This is a genomic window from Desulfovibrio simplex, from assembly GCF_055387835.1.
Window position 1 is genome coordinate 2517472 of record NZ_AP042377.1, and the last position, 19459, is coordinate 2536930.

At 62.9% G+C, this 19459-nt stretch carries 17 protein-coding genes; 5 read left to right on the forward strand and 12 right to left on the reverse strand.

Going from position 1 to position 19459, the window contains the following annotated elements:
* Positions 1-6: 6 nt before the first annotated feature.
* The 10 genes from ACZ5DH_RS10495 to ACZ5DH_RS10540 form a co-directional block, all read right to left on the reverse strand.
* Positions 7-1347, reverse strand: a complete 1341-nt coding sequence (locus tag ACZ5DH_RS10495; RefSeq protein ID WP_464254234.1) for a pseudouridine synthase — start codon at positions 1345-1347, stop codon at positions 7-9.
* A gap of 69 nt (positions 1348-1416) precedes the next feature.
* Positions 1417-2676 carry a 2-phospho-L-lactate transferase CofD family protein gene (locus tag ACZ5DH_RS10500; protein ID WP_464254235.1) on the reverse strand — a complete coding sequence of 420 codons (1260 nt, stop codon included), beginning with the start codon at positions 2674-2676 and terminating at the stop codon, positions 1417-1419.
* Entirely contained in the window at positions 2673-3317 is a 645-nt protein-coding gene (locus ACZ5DH_RS10505) for a 3'-5' exonuclease (RefSeq protein ID WP_464254236.1), read from the reverse strand. The genes ACZ5DH_RS10500 and ACZ5DH_RS10505 overlap by 4 nt, the downstream gene beginning before the upstream one ends.
* 15 nt (positions 3318-3332) lie before the next feature.
* The gene (gene mnmE, locus ACZ5DH_RS10510; protein ID WP_464254237.1) at positions 3333-4745 is read right to left on the reverse strand and encodes a tRNA uridine-5-carboxymethylaminomethyl(34) synthesis GTPase MnmE; all 1413 of its coding nucleotides are present in this window, start codon (positions 4743-4745) and stop codon (positions 3333-3335) included.
* Between the two features lie 332 nt (positions 4746-5077).
* Positions 5078-6388, reverse strand: a complete 1311-nt coding sequence (locus ACZ5DH_RS10515; protein ID WP_464254238.1) for a Jag family protein — start codon at positions 6386-6388, stop codon at positions 5078-5080.
* Positions 6389-6430: 42 nt separating this feature from the next.
* Complete coding sequence (gene yidC / locus ACZ5DH_RS10520; RefSeq protein WP_464254239.1) at positions 6431-8065, reverse strand: membrane protein insertase YidC; 1635 nt, start codon at positions 8063-8065, stop codon at positions 6431-6433.
* An 8-nt stretch (positions 8066-8073) separates the two neighbouring features.
* On the reverse strand, positions 8074-8343 hold the full coding sequence (yidD, locus tag ACZ5DH_RS10525) for a membrane protein insertion efficiency factor YidD (protein WP_179979959.1): 270 nt from the start codon (positions 8341-8343) through the stop codon (positions 8074-8076).
* On the reverse strand, positions 8340-8732 hold the full coding sequence (gene rnpA / locus ACZ5DH_RS10530) for a ribonuclease P protein component (protein ID WP_464254240.1): 393 nt from the start codon (positions 8730-8732) through the stop codon (positions 8340-8342). The genes yidD and rnpA overlap by 4 nt, the downstream gene beginning before the upstream one ends.
* A 41-nt stretch (positions 8733-8773) precedes the next feature.
* Positions 8774-8908 (reverse strand): 50S ribosomal protein L34, encoded by a 135-nt coding sequence (rpmH, locus tag ACZ5DH_RS10535; protein WP_165064844.1) that lies wholly within the window; start codon positions 8906-8908, stop codon positions 8774-8776.
* A 308-nt stretch (positions 8909-9216) separates the two neighbouring features.
* Entirely contained in the window at positions 9217-10218 is a 1002-nt protein-coding gene (locus tag ACZ5DH_RS10540; protein ID WP_464254241.1) for a hypothetical protein, read from the reverse strand.
* A gap of 795 nt (positions 10219-11013) precedes the next feature.
* On the opposite strand from ACZ5DH_RS10540, the gene thrB reads away from it, so the two are divergent.
* Positions 11014-11616: a homoserine kinase gene (gene thrB / locus ACZ5DH_RS10545; RefSeq protein WP_464254242.1), complete on the forward strand. Its 603-nt coding sequence runs from the start codon at positions 11014-11016 to the stop codon at positions 11614-11616.
* 558 nt (positions 11617-12174) lie between these two features.
* Here the strand turns inward: thrB and ACZ5DH_RS10550 are convergent.
* Positions 12175-12750, reverse strand: a complete 576-nt coding sequence (locus ACZ5DH_RS10550; RefSeq protein WP_464254243.1) for a translation initiation factor 2 — start codon at positions 12748-12750, stop codon at positions 12175-12177.
* Positions 12751-12829: 79 nt separating this feature from the next.
* Positions 12830-13825 carry an OmpA family protein gene (locus tag ACZ5DH_RS10555; RefSeq protein WP_464254244.1) on the reverse strand — a complete coding sequence of 332 codons (996 nt, stop codon included), beginning with the start codon at positions 13823-13825 and terminating at the stop codon, positions 12830-12832.
* 311 nt (positions 13826-14136) lie between these two features.
* Between ACZ5DH_RS10555 and ACZ5DH_RS10560 the strand changes: the two genes are divergently transcribed.
* The 4 genes from ACZ5DH_RS10560 to cobM are packed head-to-tail and all read left to right on the forward strand — an operon-like array spanning position 14137 to position 19223.
* Positions 14137-15042, forward strand: a complete 906-nt coding sequence (locus ACZ5DH_RS10560; protein WP_464254245.1) for a hypothetical protein — start codon at positions 14137-14139, stop codon at positions 15040-15042.
* A gap of 2 nt (positions 15043-15044) precedes the next feature.
* A complete protein-coding gene (cbiD, locus tag ACZ5DH_RS10565; protein ID WP_464254246.1) occupies positions 15045-16364 on the forward strand; it encodes a cobalt-precorrin-5B (C(1))-methyltransferase CbiD in 1320 nt (439 codons plus the stop codon).
* Positions 16361-18373: a precorrin-6y C5,15-methyltransferase (decarboxylating) subunit CbiE gene (cbiE, locus tag ACZ5DH_RS10570; RefSeq protein WP_464254247.1), complete on the forward strand. Its 2013-nt coding sequence runs from the start codon at positions 16361-16363 to the stop codon at positions 18371-18373. The genes cbiD and cbiE overlap by 4 nt, the downstream gene beginning before the upstream one ends.
* Positions 18366-19223 carry a precorrin-4 C(11)-methyltransferase gene (gene cobM / locus ACZ5DH_RS10575; protein WP_464254248.1) on the forward strand — a complete coding sequence of 286 codons (858 nt, stop codon included), beginning with the start codon at positions 18366-18368 and terminating at the stop codon, positions 19221-19223. Before cbiE ends, cobM begins: the two co-directional genes overlap by 8 nt.
* Positions 19224-19459 lie beyond the last annotated feature (236 nt).

Below are 19459 nucleotides of genomic sequence, written 5' to 3' on the forward strand. Positions count from 1 at the left end.
TGGGGGCTAAAAACTGTTTGAACACTCAATATTTTTTAAAACCTGGTGTTGCGCCTGCGGCAGAACACCCTCAAACCATCCCCGCACAAGACGACTGAGCGCTTCAGGCAGAGGCCATGAAGGGTAGTCAACACAGGCGGCGCCAGGCAGGCGCAGGCCGCCGTGGTGCAGAAAAAATCCAGGCAGCTCCGGTGATGCTTCCGCGCCGCCAAAAACGTGCGACAGCGCGCCATCCTGATCCGCGTACAGAGCATCGCCCCACAACGCATGTCCCAGCCCCGCCGCGTGCACCCGTATCTGATGGCGTGCCCCTCGGCGGATGCGGCAGGCAGCCAGCGTCAGCCCCTGCGGCGGCAGGGAGAGCGGGCGGGCTGAAGGCCAAGGCGCGCGTGCGAGGGACGCTTCTTCCGGCAAAAAACAGCCGGGCTCGCCTGCCGTGCCAGCTGTCTGGCCCGGCGCCATGCCGGAAGCCCGGCCCGGATCAGGAGCGGCACTGAAAAGCAGCCGCAGTTGCTCGGCGTCCATTGCACCGGGATGCCAGACATGCAGAGGCCAAAAGTCCGTCCAGCGGGTCCTGTCAGCCTGCGCCTCGCGCAGGCGGCTTTTGCGGCGTCCGCTTACGCCCAGGGACTGCCGCGCCGTGACCGGCCCTGCAAGAACGCCCGTCAGCAAGGCCACATAGCGTTTTTCACAGCGCCCTTCAGCCTCAGCGGCACGAAAGGCGGCGGCCGCGGCAGGCGTCAGGGCCGCGCAAAGCAGACCAGACGTGCCGAAGTCCAGCCTTTGCAGCAGCGTGAATTCCTGTCCCTGTACCGTGCACAGTGTCGCCTGCCCGCGTGTCGCCTCGCAGCCATGGCGGACGCCGGACGCGACCTGAGGGCGTGCCCGGCCAGAGGCCCGGCAGGGGGAGGCTCCGTCCCAGGCTGCCGCCAGTGCGGGGGCGAGAGCCTCCACACTGGCCTGTGTGCCGCCCGCCAGGGCAGCGCTGTGCATGTTGGCTGGTTTGCTGAAAAAACAATAGTCGCCCTGCCTGTCGAGCATGCGCAGGCCAAGGGCGGCGGCCAGCGCGCAGGGGTCGGCGTGCGTGGCGGCCTTGACGGACGCTGCCGCATGTCCCGGTGTGAACGCCGCGGCGGCTCCTGTTGCGGCCTGTGCCGCCGCGTCAGCCAGACAAATCACATCCCCCTCGCGCATACGCCGTGAAGCGGCGGCAGGACGCCCATTGACCAGCACAAGGCCGCCCTCGATGCAGCGCTTGCGTCCGCGCACCCCCATGTGGGGCAAAAGCGCCTCAAGCACATGGTCAAGCCGCTGGCCCGCCTGCCGGTCCACGCGCAATTCCCGCATGCGTCCATCCGCTTGGGGGCTGGCGCAGTTCCGTTCGGGGCCATTCTGACCGCAAAATTGGGGTTTCACTCAGATCTCCGCAGCCTTGCCCGGCAAAAGATCAAGAAGGGCGCGGGCCGTCAGCTCCGGCTCGTGGTACTGGGGATTGTTCTCACACACGATATGCCGATCCACAATGTTGAGGCCCATGTCACTGATGGATTTGCGCACCTCGTCGCCAAGGCCGCCCTCATAGCGCCCGTTGCGGGAATCTATCAGCACATGGTGCAGCAGGCGCCCGGTTGGCGCTTCCGGGGCGTCTTCGCGCAGATGGCGCAGGATCATGTCTGCCTGACCCGCCACACTCAGCCCAAGCAGTTCGGCGTCGCTGCCGGAATTGGGAATAAAGATCTTGGGGCAGTCCGCTTCGGCCACGGTGCTTCCCACACCCTGTGGCAGCAGGTTGGCCAGCACGCTGGTGTAAAAACTGCCCATGGGATAGCAGATGGCCCCGGCCGAACTCAGATAGACGCCTGCCGCGGGCGCGAGCGGCGGGCGGCATGGCGTTGCGGGCAACTCCAGGCAATCCTGCTCGTTGAGCCGTTCCGGCTCGTGCACTGTAAGAAAAATCCGCCGCACAGGCCGGGGCAGCGAGCGAAAGAGGTGCTGCCCCACCAGTACCGAGCCGTCGTCCAGTTCAGCCGCAAGGTGCAGGCTTTCCCTGACAATGGGGCGCACCACGCCCCGCGTTTGCAAAAGACGGCTGAAAAAGGCCAGCACAGGGTCAAAGTTGCGCTTGTGGTGTAGATAGCCCCCGGCCAGCAGCAAATTGCCGAAGCAGGCGCGGTAGGGATCAAAATCAACGGGCATGCGGGAGAGAAAAAAATTCAGGTGCAGCCGCAGGGCGTCGGCAAAAACCCCGGGCATGGTTTTCCAGACCCTGTGCCCTGCCCTGCCCATACCCGCAAGCTGCCGCCTGAGAAAATCCGCCGAGGCCTTTTTGCCGGAGCAGGAGGCCGCTGCGCCCATAATGGACGCCACGTCTTCCGGCAGGTCTTCGTCTTCCGCCGGGAGGCGGCAGGCGCAAAACTCCAGCACAGCGGAAGGCACCACGGCGCTGTCGGCCAGGGCCAGCAGCCGGTTGCGGATATCGCCCACGGCGGGCATGGCGAAAGCGCGGCGCAAAACCGCCGAACTGCCGCCGGAATCAAAGGTGGTGATCAGATGGACGGAATTGTGCGTATGGCGGGTCAGCTCCCGGCTGAGGCCGCGCAGGGCCGTGCCGCCAGTAAAAAACGTCAGACGCGGCCCCAGGGCCGGAAAAATTGTCGGCGTCGGCGCGCCGTTCACGCACCGCCCCCGCAGGCCCCGGCAGGCCAGGTAGCGGGCCGAGTGGAGGGGATGAGCCCAAACTCGCACATACGCATGAAAATGAGCCTGCCGATCCAGGCGTCGGTGGCGGCATAGGCGATCTGCTTGGCGCTGAGTTCGGGCAGGCTCCAGTTGGAGCACTGGGAACCCTTGGATATCCGCCAGCCAAAAAAATTGGCCGCCAGGGTGCGCAGCCCCTGACTGGGCAATTTGTGCGCCCTGGCCACGCCGCCAAGATCAACCAGCCCTGCCGGTTCAAAATCGTGCAGTTTGGCCAGATCACGCATGTCGTCCCTGATGCCCACTCCGGCTTTGACCTGCGCCGGGTTTGCAAGCAGGCTCGCCAGATCGGGTCCAAAGGGCATCCAGGCCAGCTGGATCAGGTACACGGCCTGCGCCGTGGCCAACTGGATCAGCGCCGGAGCGTTGCGCCTTCCCTTGCGAAAGGAAGGCCGCGTTTCCGTATCAAAGCCCAAAACGCTTTCTTCCCGCAGTTGAGGCAGCGCGCGTTGCCAGTCTTCTTCGCTGCGCACCACATGCACATGCCCCTCATAATGACACAGGGGCAGAGCGTTCACTTCCTCACTGCTCAGACGGCGACGTAAGACATCCATATCCATAGGTTGTTTACCAGACTACTTGCCAATGCAGAATTGTGAGAAAACCCTGTCCAGCACTTCAGCCGGGCTGCTCAGCCCGGTAACTTCCGCCAGATGGGCGGCGGCCACGTCCAGACGCACGGCGCAGCAGTCATAAGGCCGCCCGGCCTCCACATCTTCGCGCAGGGCCGTCAGTTCGGCCAGGGCCGCCTCGAGAGCCAGTGTTTGCCGGGCATTGGGCGCAAGCCCTTCTTCTCCGGCGGATCCATCACTTTCAGCCAGCAACAACGCGCGCAGGTGTTCGGCCATGTCCTCCACCTGTGTATCGGAAAAAGCGCTCGTTGCGCAACAGGTTTGGTTCTGAATCCAGCTTGGGGGGAATTTTTTGGGCATACACAGGTCGCATTTGTTCCACACGACCAGCACCGGCGTTGTGCCTGCCATTTCAAGCACTTCGCGGGCTGCGGGGTCCGGACAGACGCCGGCCGCTGCCCCGGCCTCGCCCAGAGCGCCGCCGTCCAGCACAAGAACAATGGCGTCCGCTTCGGCCAGTTTTTGCCGGCTGCGTTCAACGCCAAGCTCTTCAATGCTTTCAGCGGCCTTGCGCAGACCCGCGGTATCCGTCAGCCGTACAGGCAGGCCGTTGAGGTCGCAGGCCTCTTCCAGAAAATCGCGTGTGGTGCCGGGGATGTCGGTGACCAGCGCCCGGTTGCGCCCAAGCAAAGCGTTCATGAGGCTGGATTTGCCCGCATTGACGGCGCCCGCCAGCACCACAACAGCACCCTGCTGCATGACCCGCGCCCTGCGGCTGCCCTTGAGCAGGTGCCGCAGCGCGGCAGACACGTTTGCGACAGCGGCGCTGAAGGTGGGGGCGTCCATGCCTTCAACTTCGTCTTCAGGAAAATCCACCGCCACGCACACCTGCATGCGCAGTTCTTCCAGCTCATTGCGCAGGGCTTCGGTACGGCGGGCAAGCAGGCCGTCCAGCCGGTTAAGTCCGTATCGGAGGGCCTCGCGCGAGGGCGCGGCGATGAGTTCGGCCACGGCTTCAGCCTGGCTCAGATCCATGCGCCCATTGACAAAGGCGCGACGTGAAAATTCGCCTTTCTGCGCCTGACGCGCGCCCCGGCGCAGAGCGCTCTCCAGCACGGCCTGCACGATAAACGCGCCGCCGTGACAATGGATCTCGGCCACGTCTTCACCCGTAAAACTGCGCGGGCCGGGCATAAAGACGGCCAGCACATCATCCAGCGCTTCGTCGTTCCAGTCCAGAACCCGCCCCCTGTGCAAAAACCAGGGACGAAAGTTTTCAAACCTGGACGACAGGGGCAAAAACATGCGCGCGAGCACCTGCTTGGCTTCAGGCCCGGAAATGCGCACAATGCCAATCCCCCCTGATCCGGGTGGCGTGGCAATGGCCGCTATGGTGTCGCGTGTGCTGGTGCCCATGTTTACGCTTCAGTTACGGGTGCGCCGGTTTTACCGACGGCGTTTTTTCAGGGTTCAGGAAAATGCGGCTCCCGCCTTCCGCCAAAGGCGAAAATGCGGAAGCCGCATTGATATGCAAGCTCTGTCCGACAGCGCTACTGGAATGCGCCCTGCTGGTGTGCACCGCCGCACCCCCACCTCGCAAAAAACAGGGAGGAGCACAAGCGTTGCAGCGTGAAAAGTTCCGCCGCTGAACCCGGCGAGGGCCGCCTCCAGGAGAAAACTCCGGCGCACTCCTTCTTGAGGCGCGCCTGCACACGCGGCCGCCAGAGACCGTTCAGCGTGCAGTCGCTCTAGTTCTTCTCGGCCTTTTTGCGCAAGATGACAACCCTCTTCATGGGGCCGTCGCCCGTGCTGCGCGTCTGCACATCGACCGCTTCCTGCAGGCAGACGTGCACAATACGGCGATGGTACGAAGACAGGGGCCGCGTGGAATAGGAACGGCCGCTCTGGCGCACCTTGTCGGCCAGCGCAAGGGCCATTTCGCGCAGCTTTTCGTCCTGACGGCGGCGGTACTCACCGGCGTCAAGCTGCACACGCACAGCGGCGTTCATGCCCCGCGACACGATGCGCGAAATCATATACTGCAAGGCAGCCAGCGTCTGCCCTTCACGGCCGATGAGCAGGCCCGAATCTTCTTCACTGTCAATGCCGACCTGCACCCTGTCGCCGCCAAGTTTTACTTCCAGGTGCACGTCTTCACCCACAATGGGGCGCACCAGCTGGCGGACGGTTTCACGCACAAGGGCGTCAAGGCGTTCCTGATCAAGCTGCTCCATAGGCATGGCGGGCAGGCCTTCGGCGGCTTCTTCAAAATCGTCGTCCAGAACGTCCATGCCCTTGGGCATACGGCCAGCCTCACGGCCATTTTCTTTGGCGGCGTTGCGGCTTTCACGGCCATCACGGGAGTCGCGGGAATCACCACGGCGACCACGCCCTTCGGCGCGTCGGCCATCTTCACCGTTCTGACCGTTCTGACCATTCTGCGCGCGGCCAGAAGCCTTGGCCCTGTCCCTTGACCTGTCGCCACGGCCTTCGCCTTCGGCCTTGTCGGAGGGCTTTTCAGCGCCCCTGTCACTGCCTTTGTCACAGCACCTGTCGGCAGGCTTGGCTCCGGCGCGGGCATTGGCCTTTTCAGCGCCACGTTCCGGGTTTCTCTCACCCTGTTTTTCCTGACGCGGGCCTGCCCCCCTGGGCTGCCGGGCATCGCGGCCCTGTGAACCTTCGGCCTGTTCGGCAGCCGGTTCCTGTGCGGGCTTGCGGTTGCGGGAACGGTTATTGCGCTTTTCCTGCTGGCCGTTGGTGGCCTGTGCGCCGTCCTCGCGCTGGGCGCGATTTTTTTCCGGCGCCTCAGCCGCTGGCGCGCTTTCAGAAGCCTCAGCCTGCGCGCCTTTGCGGCCCAGGATGCTTTCAACGGTTTCGCGCAGCTGCACCCGGCGCGCGCGAACCTTGGCCTTGCGCGCGCCGACGATGCCGAAGATGCCGGACTTGGAGTCCTGCACGATTTCGATTTCCAGCTTTTCACGCGCCGCATCAAAGTAGCCGCAGGCTTCCTCTATGGCGCTGTCCAGGTCCTTTCCCTGGAATTCTTTAAACCCTTCCATACTCGTCCTCGTTCCAATGGGCGGTACAGGCCGCCGTTGCGGCTATTTTGCGGCGGCGTGGCCTTTGAGCTTCCGTATCATCATCTGCTGCTGCGCAATGGACAGCACGTTGTTGACAAGCCAGTACAACACCAGACCTGCAGGGAAGTTCAGGAAAAGCACCGTGAAGATAAGGGGCAAAAACATCATGATCTTCTGCTGCGTGGGATCGGCGGCCGGGGGGTTCATCCTCTGCTGCAGGAACATGGTCACGCCCATGATGATGGGTGTGATGTACAGGGGATCCTTGGTGGAAAGGTCGGCCAGCCAGAGCATGTCCGTTCCGGGCAGGTACTTGATGAAGGGCGCGTGCCGCAGCTCGATGGAGGTGAGCAGCGCCTGGTACAGGCCGAAGAACACGGGCAGCTGGATAAGGATGGGCACGCAACCGCTGGCGGGATTGACGCCGTAGGTCTTGTAGAGTGCCATGACCTCCTTGTTCATCTGCTCCTTGTTGTCCTTGTACTTCTCGCGCAGCTCCGTCATGTGGGGCTGGAGCTTCTTCATCTTTTCCATCGAGGCGTAACTCTTGGCCGTGAGGGGCCAGAACACGGCCTTGATAAGCACGGTCAGCAGGATGATGGAAATGCCCCAGTTGTGTACGTACTTCTGGAAGAATTCCAGCAGCCACAGCAGCCCCTTGGCAATGATATGGAAGAAGCCCAGGTCAACGCTTTTGGCAAGCTGGGGCGAGGCGGCCTGGAGCTCGGAGCGCACCTTGGGGCCGACCCAGTAGGAAACGGACAGTTCCTTTTCCTGACCGGGGCCAAGCAGGGTTTCCTGTTCTTCGACAGCGGCGCGATACACATTCTGCTGCATGACGCCCTTGACGGTCACGTTATTGACTTCACCGGGCATCACGGCCGTGAGAAAATATGTGCTCATGGCGCCGGCCCAGTAAATCTTGCCTACAGCCTGAACACCGGTGGTTTCAAGGGTGCTCGCGGAGCTTTCTTCCTTGAGGCTGCCGTCGTTATCCCAGGCGACGCGCATGGCGTCGTAGCGGTCACCGGCGGCATTGCTGGCGTCAGCGGCGGCCGTGTAACTCACACGCACGCTGCGCGCCTGCTCGCTCAGGTTCGTCACACGAACCTTTTCCTTGATGAGATAGGTGGAGGCGTTGAAGGTCAGCTCGCGCACCACGCGCAGACTATCCACTTCGCCCGTCAGGCGCAGGGAACCCTGCTGGCTTTCACCAAGGGTGAGGCCGTTTTCGCCGGAATCCATAGACCACTGGCCAGTGCTCCACGAGGGCTGGCTGTTGATGACCAGGCCCATGGGGGCCACCTGGGCCGTCTTGGCGTCAACCAGGTTTACCAGGGGCGAATCCGCCGCGAGGCCAACCTGAAATTTTTTCAACTTGAACGAACGCAACGAGCCGCCGCCGCTGTAAACAATGGCTTCGTAAAGGGGCGTGTCCACCGTAATGTCGCGGCCCGCTGAGGGCGCGAAAGCGGGCAGCTCGGGCTGCACGGGCGCTGTTTGCGCCAGCTGCTGCGGCACCTGCTCGCTCTGTTGTTGCTGCGCCACAGGGGCGGGCTTTGAGGTCCAGCCCATATGCTCGGCCAGATATCCCCAGCCGACAATGACAATAAGGCAAAGAACAATGGCAATGATAAGATTTTTACTGTCTTGCATGAGGGCGCTCACTCCTGGGACAATGGCGGAACGTCGCGGCGACGTCGTCCTGATGGTGGTGGAACTGGATCATAGCCCGATCCGCCCCAGGGGTGACAGCGGGCCAGGCGCTTGAGCGCCAGCCAGCCGCCACGCAACACGCCGTGGGTCATTACGGCCTCTACGGCATAGGCGGAACAGGTCGGGTAATAGCGGCAGGCAGGGGGCAACACGGGCGAGATGCAGCGCTGGTACACGCGTATGGGAAATACGCAGAGGGTGCGCAGCATGCGGCTCATGGCAGACCCGCCAATGCCGAAGAGCCCGACTGATGTCGGGCCGCACGCCGTAACAACGGCAAAAGTTCCGCAACCACACGGGCATAATCCAGTGCGGCTTCTCCGGCGTGCTTTTTTGCTATGGTAACGATGTCGGCCTCCACGGGCAGTTCTTCTCTGTGCAGGCGGTAGAATTCCCGCAGGAGCCTCTTGACGCGATTGCGCACCACGGCATTGCCTACCTTGCGGGAGACAGCCATGCCCGTGCGCGCGCGAAGACCGGGACAGCCTCCCGGCAACACAAAGACAAGGAAATGCTCGGTGTGGTAACGCCTGCCCCGCTCATAACAGGCCGTAAACTCCACCCGACGGCGGATGCGCAACTGCCTGGGCAGAAGGTACCGGCGCATGGAAGCTCCCGGACGACGAACGGGGGATGCCCCCCGCTCACTCAGGCGCTGAGACGCTTGCGGCCCTTGGCGCGACGGCGGCGCAGGATGGCGCGACCACCAGGGGTGGCCATACGGGCGCGAAAACCGTGGGTGCGGGCTCTTCTGATCTTGCTCGGCTGATATGTTCTCTTCATGATTGACTCCTTAAAATTTCCGGTATGACCAGCGCCCTTACCGGGACTTTGCGGCACGTCGGGCTTTAGCGGTTATGGGCCGTCCACTTGTTATAGCGGTCAGGGACGGCAAGGCCCTGGCGTTAAAATATATGGAAGAAGCTACATACACGCGCGCAGCCCCTCCGTCAAGCGCAGACTGGGCCGATCATCGGCGGAACATGGCACGCGTCACAAAAACAGGCGGCATAGCGCCGCCTGCAAGGCATGCCCGGCATAGCAGAAAGCATCCTGCCATTACACGGGGCTGTTGGTCAAACACCAAAATCTTACGGCAGCGGAGCCCGCACAGGAGCGCCGCCCCCGCCGGAGGCGCCGCCAGCCCCGTTGCTGGGCGGGAGCAGGTCGTCCGCGGTGAGGGACGGTATGGGCGGTGGAGCAGGAACGTCGGCCTGCGCGCCGCCGTTGGACGTACGGACGGAGCCAACGCCGGCTTTTCCAAAAGCCCCGGCCGCCGCGCCCGATCCTGTCACCGACAGGGAAGACGACTTGGCAGACGTCGAGGCACTTGAAGACGCGGCTGCGGGTGCGGCCGCTGCCGGCACATTTGAAGGCATGGCCGCGCCTGCGGGCGTTGAGACGCCGTTGCCAATGCCGATGGAAGGCGACGAAGAAGGATACGCGGCATTGTTTTGCGTTTTGCCGCCATTGGCTTGCCCGTTGCCGCGCGTTCCGTTTTTCTCGGGTACGGATGGCGGAGTCGCCGCCGCTCCATTGCCTTGCCGTGCCGAAGACGGAGCGGTAAGCGCCGGACTGACAGAGGCCGGTTTTTCCGCCGGAGATCTGACGGCCTGCCCGGCTTCATTTTTTTTGCCAGCCTGAACGGCGGTGGTCCCGCCCTGCTTTGCGGGCCGGGCCGTCGCGTGGGGCCAGGGCCGCACAGGCGCTCTCGGATCAACAGCAACGCTGTGCGGGGCGGCTTTGCCGCCACGGCTGCCCTTGCCAGTGGATTTTGCGTCAGGCTGCCCCTGGGGGCTGGACATGAGTTCCGGCACAGCGGCAGGATCGGCAAAAGCCGCGCCCACCATGCGGATCTGACGCGGCTGCGTCAGCGTATTCCAGTAAAGACGGGCGCCGCCCGTGCGCATCCAGGCCTCGGTCAGATTGGGTCCGCCATCGGGCAGGGTCTGGGGAAGCGAAGACTCGGCGACACCAGCAAACGACACGCCGGACAGGCCGGACGTGAGGCCGAAACACAAAATGGCCGCGCCCAGGGCCACAGGACGCAGGGCACGGGCCAATACCGCGTTTTTGTAGTGTGTCACGAACATAATACCACCTCTTCCCCGCTTATCGGCAAATACCCCAGTTAACTTTAGAGCAATTTCATAATGAAATTGCTCTGGCGGATGCGGGAGCAGACGCCCGCCACGGAGGCGTAAGCGCAGCTTCAGCCGTTGCCCGCAGGGCTTACGGATGAAGACAGCACCGCTATTTATTTGCGCTGTTAAACGCCGAAGTGAGCGTGCCTCAAACTTTGAAAATGTATATTGTCAAAGTTAATCTGCTCTAGGGGGACATTGAGATGCTTTGTGGGGGAGGAGCCCCTTTTGCAAAAGGGGCTCCTCTCCCACGCTCCCACCCCCTAAAACTCTTATTGTACTTTATGTAGACTATAAAGTGTGTTGTGATTTTTAGGAGGGCCAAAGACAGAGTCTTCCAGACACAGAGTCTTCCAGTCATCACGCCATCGCAAAGGCTATCAACGTTAGCGCTGCGTGGCATGGATTCGGCCGGAAATCGCATTTTTGAGATGAAGGAACACTTTGAAATATAAAATATTTTAAAGTTACTCTGATCTGGTGCAGGTACCCTGCGCCCGCACCGACGCCCTCTCGGCCGGGCTTGCCATGGCGGCCTGCTGCGGCCAGTCTGCGCCCAAAGCGACAGCCGCACGCCTCCATGCGGAACGCACGCGCCGCAACTGGCATGCCGCGGCCTTTACCAATACGCATCATCAGGGTCAATCCGTGCAAGGTGCAGCGCCAGTGGCATTGCAGCGCCTTGACAGCGGCGTTCCCCTTGGGCACATTTCAGGCATCCTTTTCATCGGCCAAGGAGCAATAATGTCCGTGCCCTCTTCTGCAGACGCCACCCCTGACCGCTCTGGCCCCGCATCGATCTCGGCTCCGGCCAGGCCTTCACCGTGCATCATCCTTATCGGAATGGCCGGAGCGGGCAAGTCCACCATCGGCGAGGCCCTGGCCAGACGTCTGAACTGGGCCTTTATGGACAGCGACCATCTTATTGAAGCCATCTACGCGGCGCGTCTGCAAGACGTAACCGACGCCCTTGGCAAGGACGCCTTTCTTGATGTGGAAGCCAGCGTCATCAGTTCCATAAAGGCCCACCGCACTGTCATCGCCACCGGCGGCAGCGTGGTCTACCGGGAAAAGGCCATGCGTCACCTCGCCTCCCTGGGCCCACTGGTGCATCTGGACGTTCCCCTCATAATTGTTGAGGAGCGCATAGCCCGCAATCCGCAACGGGGCCTGGCAATTGGGCCCGGGCAGACCCTCCGCGACATTTTTCTGGAACGCCAGGAACTGTATACCCGCTACGCGACCCTGTGCTGCGAAGCCACCTGTAAAAATCCGCAGCAATGCGTGGACTGGATTGTGGAAAACCTGCCCCCACAGGTCATTGCCGCTGATGGGGCAGCCCGCTGACGGCGCAGCCTGACGGACCACACCCGCGTATATCCCTGCACTGCTTTACCCGATCGTCTGCCAGTGTCCCTGCCGGACCTCTGCCAGGTCATGTCGTGCGCCTTGTGCGCAGGCCCACCGAGAGGCTGCCCACAAAAAAAGCGGGGCCGAAGCCCCGCTGAAAAAACCTGTATCTGTTGCCAGTGCCTGTTGCCAGTGTATGATGCCAGTGCATGATGAAGGACACGTGCGCCAGAACAACTTTTATTGAGAATACGCATTCCCAACCAGTAACACGCCCGCTGCGACGCGTAACATCTCGTATGAGGCGTATCCGCTCGTATGGGCGCGCCGGCAAGGGCTGCGCCTCCACAGCGGGCGTCTGCTCACGCAGCCGCCAGAGCAAGTTCAAAGTGAAATTGCTCTAAGGAAGCGCTGATTAAAGAGCCTCTTGGAAACGCGCAGTTGTTTCGTTCGGCAAGGCGCGATCTTTTTTTGAGGCAGGAGTGGACTCTTCCGTCCTCGACTGTTTCAAAAAAAGTGAAGCAACGCCGCCAAACGGAACAAATCAGCGTTTCCCTAGAACTGCCAGCTTTTTCCGTCATACCTGATCAGTTCGTTGATCCTGCGGGCCTTGACCTGCTGGCAGGCCGCCGTCATCGCAGCCTGACGGGTAGCGCCACGACATTCAAAAACGTTTTCCTTGTAACGCACAAAGCCAACGTACTGGCCTGACGCGCCGGGGCGCAGTTCTGTGGAGATGCTACTTTCGTCCACTTCAACATAGCTTGCCACAAAGTCCTTTCCGACCTGTTGCACGTCCTTTTTGGACTTGGAGGGAACCACTGTTCTGCCGGCCTGAGCGACCAGCTTGCGGCCCACGGAGTCCAGTTCGGCTGCTATCTGAGCTTCAGTTTTAGCGCCCTTGACCACGGGTTGCTTCTTTTCCGCACTGGCGGCGGCTTTCTTGTCAACTTTTTTGCCAGCCTTGCCGGGAGCCGGAGCTTCAGGCGCGGGGGCGGGTTCCGCAGTTTCTGCGGGCTGGGCGGGCGTTACCGCCGCTTCCGTAGAAGAAGAATCGCCGCCGAACCAGGCGCAACCGCCCGCGGTCAGACCAAAAGTCAGCAAAAGAGCCAGAAATGTTTGTTTGCGCATAGCACCTCACACATTAAAGCCGGGCGGCATAGGGCCACCCGGCTTTTTGCATATTATTCCAGTGGAATCCGCCCTTCGATTATTCGAAGGAGATTTCGGTGCGCCGGTTCATGGCGCGACCTTCAGCGGTTTCGTTGTTGTACTTGAAGGACTTGCCACGGCCGATGGCGGTCATGCGGCTGGCGGGGATGCCCTGCTTCACGAGGTAGTTCTTCACGCTGTTGGCGCGTTCCTGTGAAAGCTTCATGTTGTAAGCGTCAGAACCGATCCAGTCAGTCCAGCCAGCAAGCACGACGCGCTTGTTGGGGCTGGCCTTGATGAGACCGGCGGCTTCGTTCAGGATGCCCATGGCCTTGCTGTCAAGAGCATAGGAGTTGAAAGCGAAGTGCACGCCACGCAGCACGATCACGTCTTCATCCTGGCAGAACACTGACAGAACGAAGCGCTCAACGGCGGCGTCGCTGGTGGCCAGTTCTTCACCACGCACCACGATGGTGGCGGGGTTCAGAGCGGCGACCTTTTTGATGGTTTCTTCACCGTTCTTGGTGTCGGCGAAGGAGATGATGTGGATGACCAGGTTGCGCTGGCTGGCGTACAGCTGACGGGCAACTTCCACCAGATCGGCGCCACGGTTGTTGTCGCCGTCGGTCACGAGGATAACGGCGGCGTCGCGCTTCATGCTGGACAGGAAGGGCTCATACGCCTGCAGGCCGGTGCCCATGCGGGTCATGCGGCCAAAGATGTCAAACCCGGAGCGCAGCTTGTTGATGCCGGCGGCCATGGTGGCGCGGTCCCAAGGACCCTGGGCGACGATAACGCCGTTGGGCGAAATGGTGTGCAGGCCGCCATTATAGTTCAAAGCAGGAATAGCGGCGTTGACGCGCTGCAACACGCTTTTAGCCACAATGATTTTATCCTGTTTCAGTTGAGCATTCTTCATCATCATGGAGCCAGAATAGTCCACAACGAAGTCAAAGCTGTCAATTTTCTTGGTGCAGGCCGGTGCGGCCGCGGCGGCCACAGCGTAGCTCAAAACCAGAGCAGCGGCCAGAACAAGAAGACGAAACGATTTCATACTGCCTCCCAAACGTTGATAAGTTCGTCGAATTACCGTCAACCAACAGTAAATCGCGGTGTGCCCGCCACGTTGCCGGCTCACTCCAGGCTTGGCCTTTGGAGACGGCAACTGTCTTAGGCATAACCGCCTTTATGAAAAACCGCAAGTTTTAAATAGGAAATATTCTCTGATAACCGCCTGTTGCTTGCGATGACCCAAGGTTTTTTGCAGTGTCGCGCGCCATAGGAAAGGCCATTGCGCACCCCGCTGCTGGACAGCATGCCGAGGCTGGGGCATACTTTGAAGAAGAATTAAAGGAAAATATCTCTATGCCTACCCTGCCTTTTTCCAAATGGAGCCCAGGCGGCAACACCACACTTCTGTTTCCGTCAAACGGGCTCGCTCCCGCCTTGCAGTGCCGTCTGGCCAGACAGGCCCTGACCGAATCCTGCCTGGGCGGCGAGCAGGCCGGTTTTGTAAATTTTGAGGCCCGCAGCCTGCGTATGGCCGGGGGCGAGTTCTGCATCAACGCCAGTCGGGCCGTGGGTGCGCTGCTGGCCTGCGCCGACGACTGTCGCCAGCGGACTGAGGACACGGCCCGGGCATATGAAAGCGGCGCCCAGCCCGCCAAGCCGGATAAAGCCCCTCTGCCCGCCGCCACTGGCGGCTCCGCATTGCAACAGTGCTATACAATCGGCGTTTCCGGCTGGCAGAGCCCCGTGCAGCTTCGGGTACGCGGGTACGCGCCCTACTGGCGCGTGGAAGCCATTTTGCAACTGCCCGACATCACCATACAGCGCGTGGCCGAGGGCATACATCTGGTGCGCCTGCCCGGCATCAGCCACCTTCTGCTCGACGGGCACATCCACAGTCAGCCCGAAGACTGTTACGCCGCGGCGGCCCTGTTGCGCGAGCGCTACGACCTTAAGCAGGAGGCGGCCGTCGGCGTCATATGGTGGAGGACGCTTCAGGGCCAGATGGACATGCTGCCCCTGGTGCACGTGCGCGACACGCGCAGCGACTATCTTGAGAGCGCCTGCGGTTCCGGAGCGCTGGCCCTGGCCCTGAGCCGTTCGCAGACTGCCGGGGGCAAAAGCTTTACCATCATGCAGCCCAGCGGCTCCCCCCTTGACGTGCGCCTTTTTTCCGAGGGCGGTGAGCCCATGGCCGGAGTGGACGGGCCAGTGTCTCTGGTGGCCAGAGGGCAGGTCTGGCTGCCCGACGCGGCCGACTGATCATGGCCGCCAGACTGCGCGAAGGCTTTACCACCGGCTCGGCAGCAACGGGCGCGGCGCTGGCCGCACTGCACCTCTTGCGTGCCGGACGCGCGCCAAGCCATGTGGATGTGCCGCTGCCCCCTTTCAGTTCCGGCCTTTCCGGTTCTTTTGGCCCGACGGACGCCGCAGCGGATGACTCAGGTGGCAAGAACTCTGAACATGGGGCTCCCCCCACGCCAAGAGGCTGGCTGCGGCTCGAAGTGGCCGCCTGCGGCCATGGCCCGGCCCCGGAGCTGGCCGCATGGCCGGAGTTTGCGCCGCTTTTTGGTGTGGGAGGCTCTTGCGGCCGTGCCGTCGGGGCAGAGGGGCACAATGGTGCCCTTCGCGTGGCCCACGCCTCCATACGCAAGGACGGCGGCGATGACCCAGACGCCACGTCCGGCGCGCTTATCACAGCCACGGTAGTTGAAAATTCCGCCATGGCCGGACAAACCGGCGTTGCCGATGCCGCCACGGGAACGGATGCCGCAGAGGCCCCCGCCGTCAGCATTGAGGGCGGACCGGGCGTTGGGCGCGTCACCCTGCCCGGGCTTCCCATTCCCGTTGGCGAAGCTGCCGTGAACCCCACGCCGCGCCAGCAGATAGCCTTTGCCATGCGCCATGGCGCGCTCGTGTTCGGCGCAGGCCCGTGCCCTCCCCTGAGGGTCATTGTCAGCGTTCCTGAAGGGGAACGTCTGGCCCGGCAAACATTTAACCCGCGCCTGGGCATTGTGGGCGGCATTTCCATCCTTGGCACGCAGGGAACAGTGCGTCCGTACAGCCATCAGGCATGGAAGGCCACCATTGAACAGGGGCTGGCCGTGGCTGCGGCCACAGGCTGCCGGGACATGGGGCTGACCACGGGGCGACGCTCCGAGCGTCTGCTTATGGACAAATATCCGCATATGCCGCAAAGAAGTTTTATTCAGGTGGCGGACTTTGCGGCATTTTCCCTCAAGGCTGCCGGCGCCATGCCCTTTGACAATCTCATATGGGGTTGTTTTTTCGGCAAGCTGGTCAAACTCGCTCAGGGGCATGCCTATACGCATGCCCGCCACGCGGACCTGGACATGGAGGATCTCGCGCGCCTGTGCCGCCAGTGCGGCGCGTCCTGCGCGGATCAGGTACGCCACTGCGTCACCGCGGCCCACGCTCTGGAGCTGCTCCTGCAAGACAAGGCCGGAAACGACGTCATCGCCCTCGCAGGCGAAAAGGCCGCCGCCGTGGCGGCGAATTTCGCAGGCCGCCATGTGCGTCTGCATCTTTTTCACACCGACGGCAGGGAATTACTGGCATTATGAAAAATCAGGCTGCACTGCCCGGCATCGCCGTGCCCGCACCGAGCGGACCCGAAAGCGCAAGCGAGCGCAGGGCCGACTCCAAACCCCAAGCCACGCCCGGCGCGGCCAGGGCCGTGTCGCCCGGCGTCCCGACCGTCGCGCCGGAGGTCGCACCACCGAAGGCCGCATCACCCGAAGCCCTTACGCCCGATGCCGCCCCATTGGAGGCCGTCCCACTAAAGGCCGCCGCGTCGTCGCTTCCCGATTCCGGTTCGGACGCGGCCCCACGTTCCGTCAGCACGCCCGCAGCCGCCCCCGATCCTCAGGAGGGGCCGGCCGCGTCGCCCTCCCCGGATTTGCAGGAAATCTCCACCCTTCCGCCGCCGCCCGCAGCATCGGAAATCCCCGTTGAGGCCGCCCCTGCCCGCGCAGCTGACGCCTCCCCTGCCCGCGGAGCCGAAAAAATCGCCCTAAACAGTGGCCCCCGCGCTGCCGCCCATCCGTCAGAAGCGGCTTCGCCAGCGCGCCCGGCCAAAAAACCGCGCAAGTCCGCCCCGCTGCCAGCGGAAGAGCCACCTGCGGAATCCCAGACGGACGACTGGCCGCCCATGTCCGAGATTCTGCAATCTTTTTTCATTTTTGAGCCCACCACGGCGGAGCCTTCGCCCATCACGGTTCTCGGCCTTGACTGCGCCCGTCCGCGTGGCCTGCTGGAGCTCACGGCCGCGCAGCGCGCCTTGCTGCAAGAGGCGGACGTCATTTGCGGCGGGCGTCATCTTTTACGCGAACTGACCGGCGCAACCGAGGAAAAAAGTTCTGCTGATCAGGCCGACGCCGACAGCGCGCACGCCCCAGTCCCGGCCTCTGCGCTTGATGCCTATGAAGACAACGCGGGCCCCCATATGCTCAAGGCGCGCCTGCTGCCCCTGAGCACCCCACTGCAGCCCGTGCTCACCAGGCTGAGCCAGATGCGCGCCTCAGGCGAGCGCGTTGTCATGCTGGCCGACGGCGATCCGCTGCTTTTCGGCATCGGGGCCACCCTGGTGCGCCTTCTCGGACAGGACGCCGTACGCCTCATGCCTGCCGTCAGTTCCTTGCAGCAGGCCTGCGCCCGGCTGGCCCTGCCCTGGCACAAGGTCATCTGCCTTTCCCTGCACGGGCGTGACGACCTCGGCCCCCTCAATGCGGCGGCGGGCAAAAACGCGCCGCTCTGCGTGCTCACAGACGCGCGCATGACTCCGGACTTTCTCACGCGCCACCTTCTTGACCGTGGCGTCGACTGGTTCCGCGCCCACGTTTTTGAACGCATGGGCGCACCGGATGAAATCTGCCACAACCTGGACATGGCGCAGGCCGCCAGCACCACATTTGGCCCTGCCTGCACGCTTGTTCTTGTGCCCGCCGACACGCCGCGCCGCGCACGGCTCGGCCTCGAGGCGCACGAACTTGCCGTGGACAGGGGGCTTATAAGCAAAAAACCCGTGCGGGCCGCCGCTCTGGCCCTGTTGCGGATCGAGCCGCACCATGTGGTCTGGGATGTGGGCGCAGGCTCCGGGGCGGTAGCCCTCGAAGCAGCAGTCCTGGCCCATGAAGGACGCGTCATCGCGGTGGAGCGCTCCGTGGGGCGGGCCATGAGCATTCAGGAAAACCGCCGTCGTTTCGGCGTGGCCATTCTGGACGTACGCCTGGGCGAAGCGCCCGAATGCCTGCCCACCCTGCCCGATCCTCACCGGGTTTTCATTGGCGGCGGTCTTTCGGGCGAAGACGGTGAAGATATCCTTGGGCACGTCTGCCTGCGCCTGCCCGCAGGCGGGCGCGTTGTGGCAAGCTGCGTTCTGCTGGACACCCTCTGTCTGTGCCGCAACTTTTTCGAGCGTCTGGGCTGGCCTGTGGAAATCTGCCAGATTCAGGCGTCCGAAGGCAGGGAATTGGGCGGCGATGTGCACCTGGCGGCCATGAATCCCGTATTTTTGCTTACAGCCCAAAAACCCGCCCCCGACGGCGTGGCGCAGAAGCGTGAACATGAATAGCGGCAACACGGAAACACCTTCGACCGGCAACCTGAACGCCTCCACCCCATCGGGCGCGAATGGCCCCTCCCAGGCCGGAGACGCAGCCCCCGGTCTTGTCAGTTTTGTGGGGGCAGGCCCCGGCGACCCGGAACTGCTGACCCTCAAAGGCCGTAAAGCCATTGAAGAGGCCAGCCTTGTGCTCTATGCAGGCTCGCTGGTTCCGCCGGACGTGGTGGCCTGTGCGGCCCCCGGCGTCCCCGTGGTGGACTCCGCCCCCCTGACGCTTGCGCAATGTCATGACCTTGTGCGCCGCACGGCTCTGGCGGGCGGCCCGGTGGCGCGCGTACACACGGGCGACCCTTCCCTGTACGGCGCGCTGCGTGAACAGGCCCGCCTGCTGGATCAGGACGGCATCCCCTGGCGTGTGATTCCCGGCGTTACCGCGGCCTGTGCGGCGGCCGCCGCCGCAGGCGTGACGTTTACCGTGCCGGAAGTGACCCAGAGCCTCATCATCACCCGCATGGAAGGCCGCACCCCTGTGCCGGAGCGCGAGGCCCTGCACCTGCTGGCGGCCCACGGCACGTCCATGGCCATTTATCTTTCAGCCGGGGCCTGCGAGAATCTGCAAGCAGAGCTGCTGGCCCACACCCCGCCGGACACCCCCGTTTTATGCGCCTACCGCGTGGGCTGGCCCGACCAGCGCCTCATCTGGGCCACTGCCGGAACCCTGGTCCACTGCGTACACGAGCACGGCCTTGTGCGGCAGACGGTTTTTCTGGTGCTGCCGGGACAAAACGCCGCAGACACCGCCTCGCTCCTGTATGCCGCCGACTTCAGCCACGGCTACAGGCAGTCCGGTCAAGACTAGGGCTTCGGGCTTTGAAATACTTTGTGGTGGAGGGACCCTTTTGCAAAAGGGTCACCTCCCCCACGCCCCCTCTCCCTAAAACTCTTAGTGTATTTCAGCACGTCACGAAGTTTTTTATGATTTGAAGCGGGAGGCAGAGACAGCGTCTTCCCGACAGCACGCCGCCGCAAAAATCTGGCGGCTCCAGAGTCGGTTCGCGCACTGTGAAGCATCCCAAAAGTGCCCGCCCCAAGATG

Bases quoted from the DNA above. Each gene is read 5' to 3' on its own strand.
- ACZ5DH_RS10550 (WP_464254243.1), bottom strand. From the start codon at position 12,750: ATGCGCAAACAAACATTTCTGGCTCTTTTGCTGACTTTTGGTCTGACC.
- ACZ5DH_RS10555 (WP_464254244.1), bottom strand. From the start codon at position 13,825: ATGAAATCGTTTCGTCTTCTTGTTCTGGCCGCTGCTCTGGTTTTGAGC.
- cobM (WP_464254248.1), top strand. From the start codon at position 18,366: ATGAATAGCGGCAACACGGAAACACCTTCGACCGGCAACCTGAACGCC.
- ACZ5DH_RS10495 (WP_464254234.1), bottom strand. From the start codon at position 1,347: ATGCGGGAATTGCGCGTGGACCGGCAGGCGGGCCAGCGGCTTGACCAT.
- rpmH (WP_165064844.1), bottom strand. From the start codon at position 8,908: ATGAAGAGAACATATCAGCCGAGCAAGATCAGAAGAGCCCGCACCCAC.
- ACZ5DH_RS10515 (WP_464254238.1), bottom strand. From the start codon at position 6,388: ATGGAAGGGTTTAAAGAATTCCAGGGAAAGGACCTGGACAGCGCCATA.
- ACZ5DH_RS10505 (WP_464254236.1), bottom strand. From the start codon at position 3,317: ATGGATATGGATGTCTTACGTCGCCGTCTGAGCAGTGAGGAAGTGAAC.
- cbiD (WP_464254246.1), top strand. From the start codon at position 15,045: ATGGCCGCCAGACTGCGCGAAGGCTTTACCACCGGCTCGGCAGCAACG.
- rnpA (WP_464254240.1), bottom strand. From the start codon at position 8,732: ATGCGCCGGTACCTTCTGCCCAGGCAGTTGCGCATCCGCCGTCGGGTG.
- thrB (WP_464254242.1), top strand. From the start codon at position 11,014: ATGTCCGTGCCCTCTTCTGCAGACGCCACCCCTGACCGCTCTGGCCCC.
- yidC (WP_464254239.1), bottom strand. From the start codon at position 8,065: ATGCAAGACAGTAAAAATCTTATCATTGCCATTGTTCTTTGCCTTATT.
- ACZ5DH_RS10560 (WP_464254245.1), top strand. From the start codon at position 14,137: ATGCCTACCCTGCCTTTTTCCAAATGGAGCCCAGGCGGCAACACCACA.
- cbiE (WP_464254247.1), top strand. From the start codon at position 16,361: ATGAAAAATCAGGCTGCACTGCCCGGCATCGCCGTGCCCGCACCGAGC.
- ACZ5DH_RS10540 (WP_464254241.1), bottom strand. From the start codon at position 10,218: ATGTTCGTGACACACTACAAAAACGCGGTATTGGCCCGTGCCCTGCGT.
- yidD (WP_179979959.1), bottom strand. From the start codon at position 8,343: ATGAGCCGCATGCTGCGCACCCTCTGCGTATTTCCCATACGCGTGTAC.
- mnmE (WP_464254237.1), bottom strand. From the start codon at position 4,745: ATGGGCACCAGCACACGCGACACCATAGCGGCCATTGCCACGCCACCC.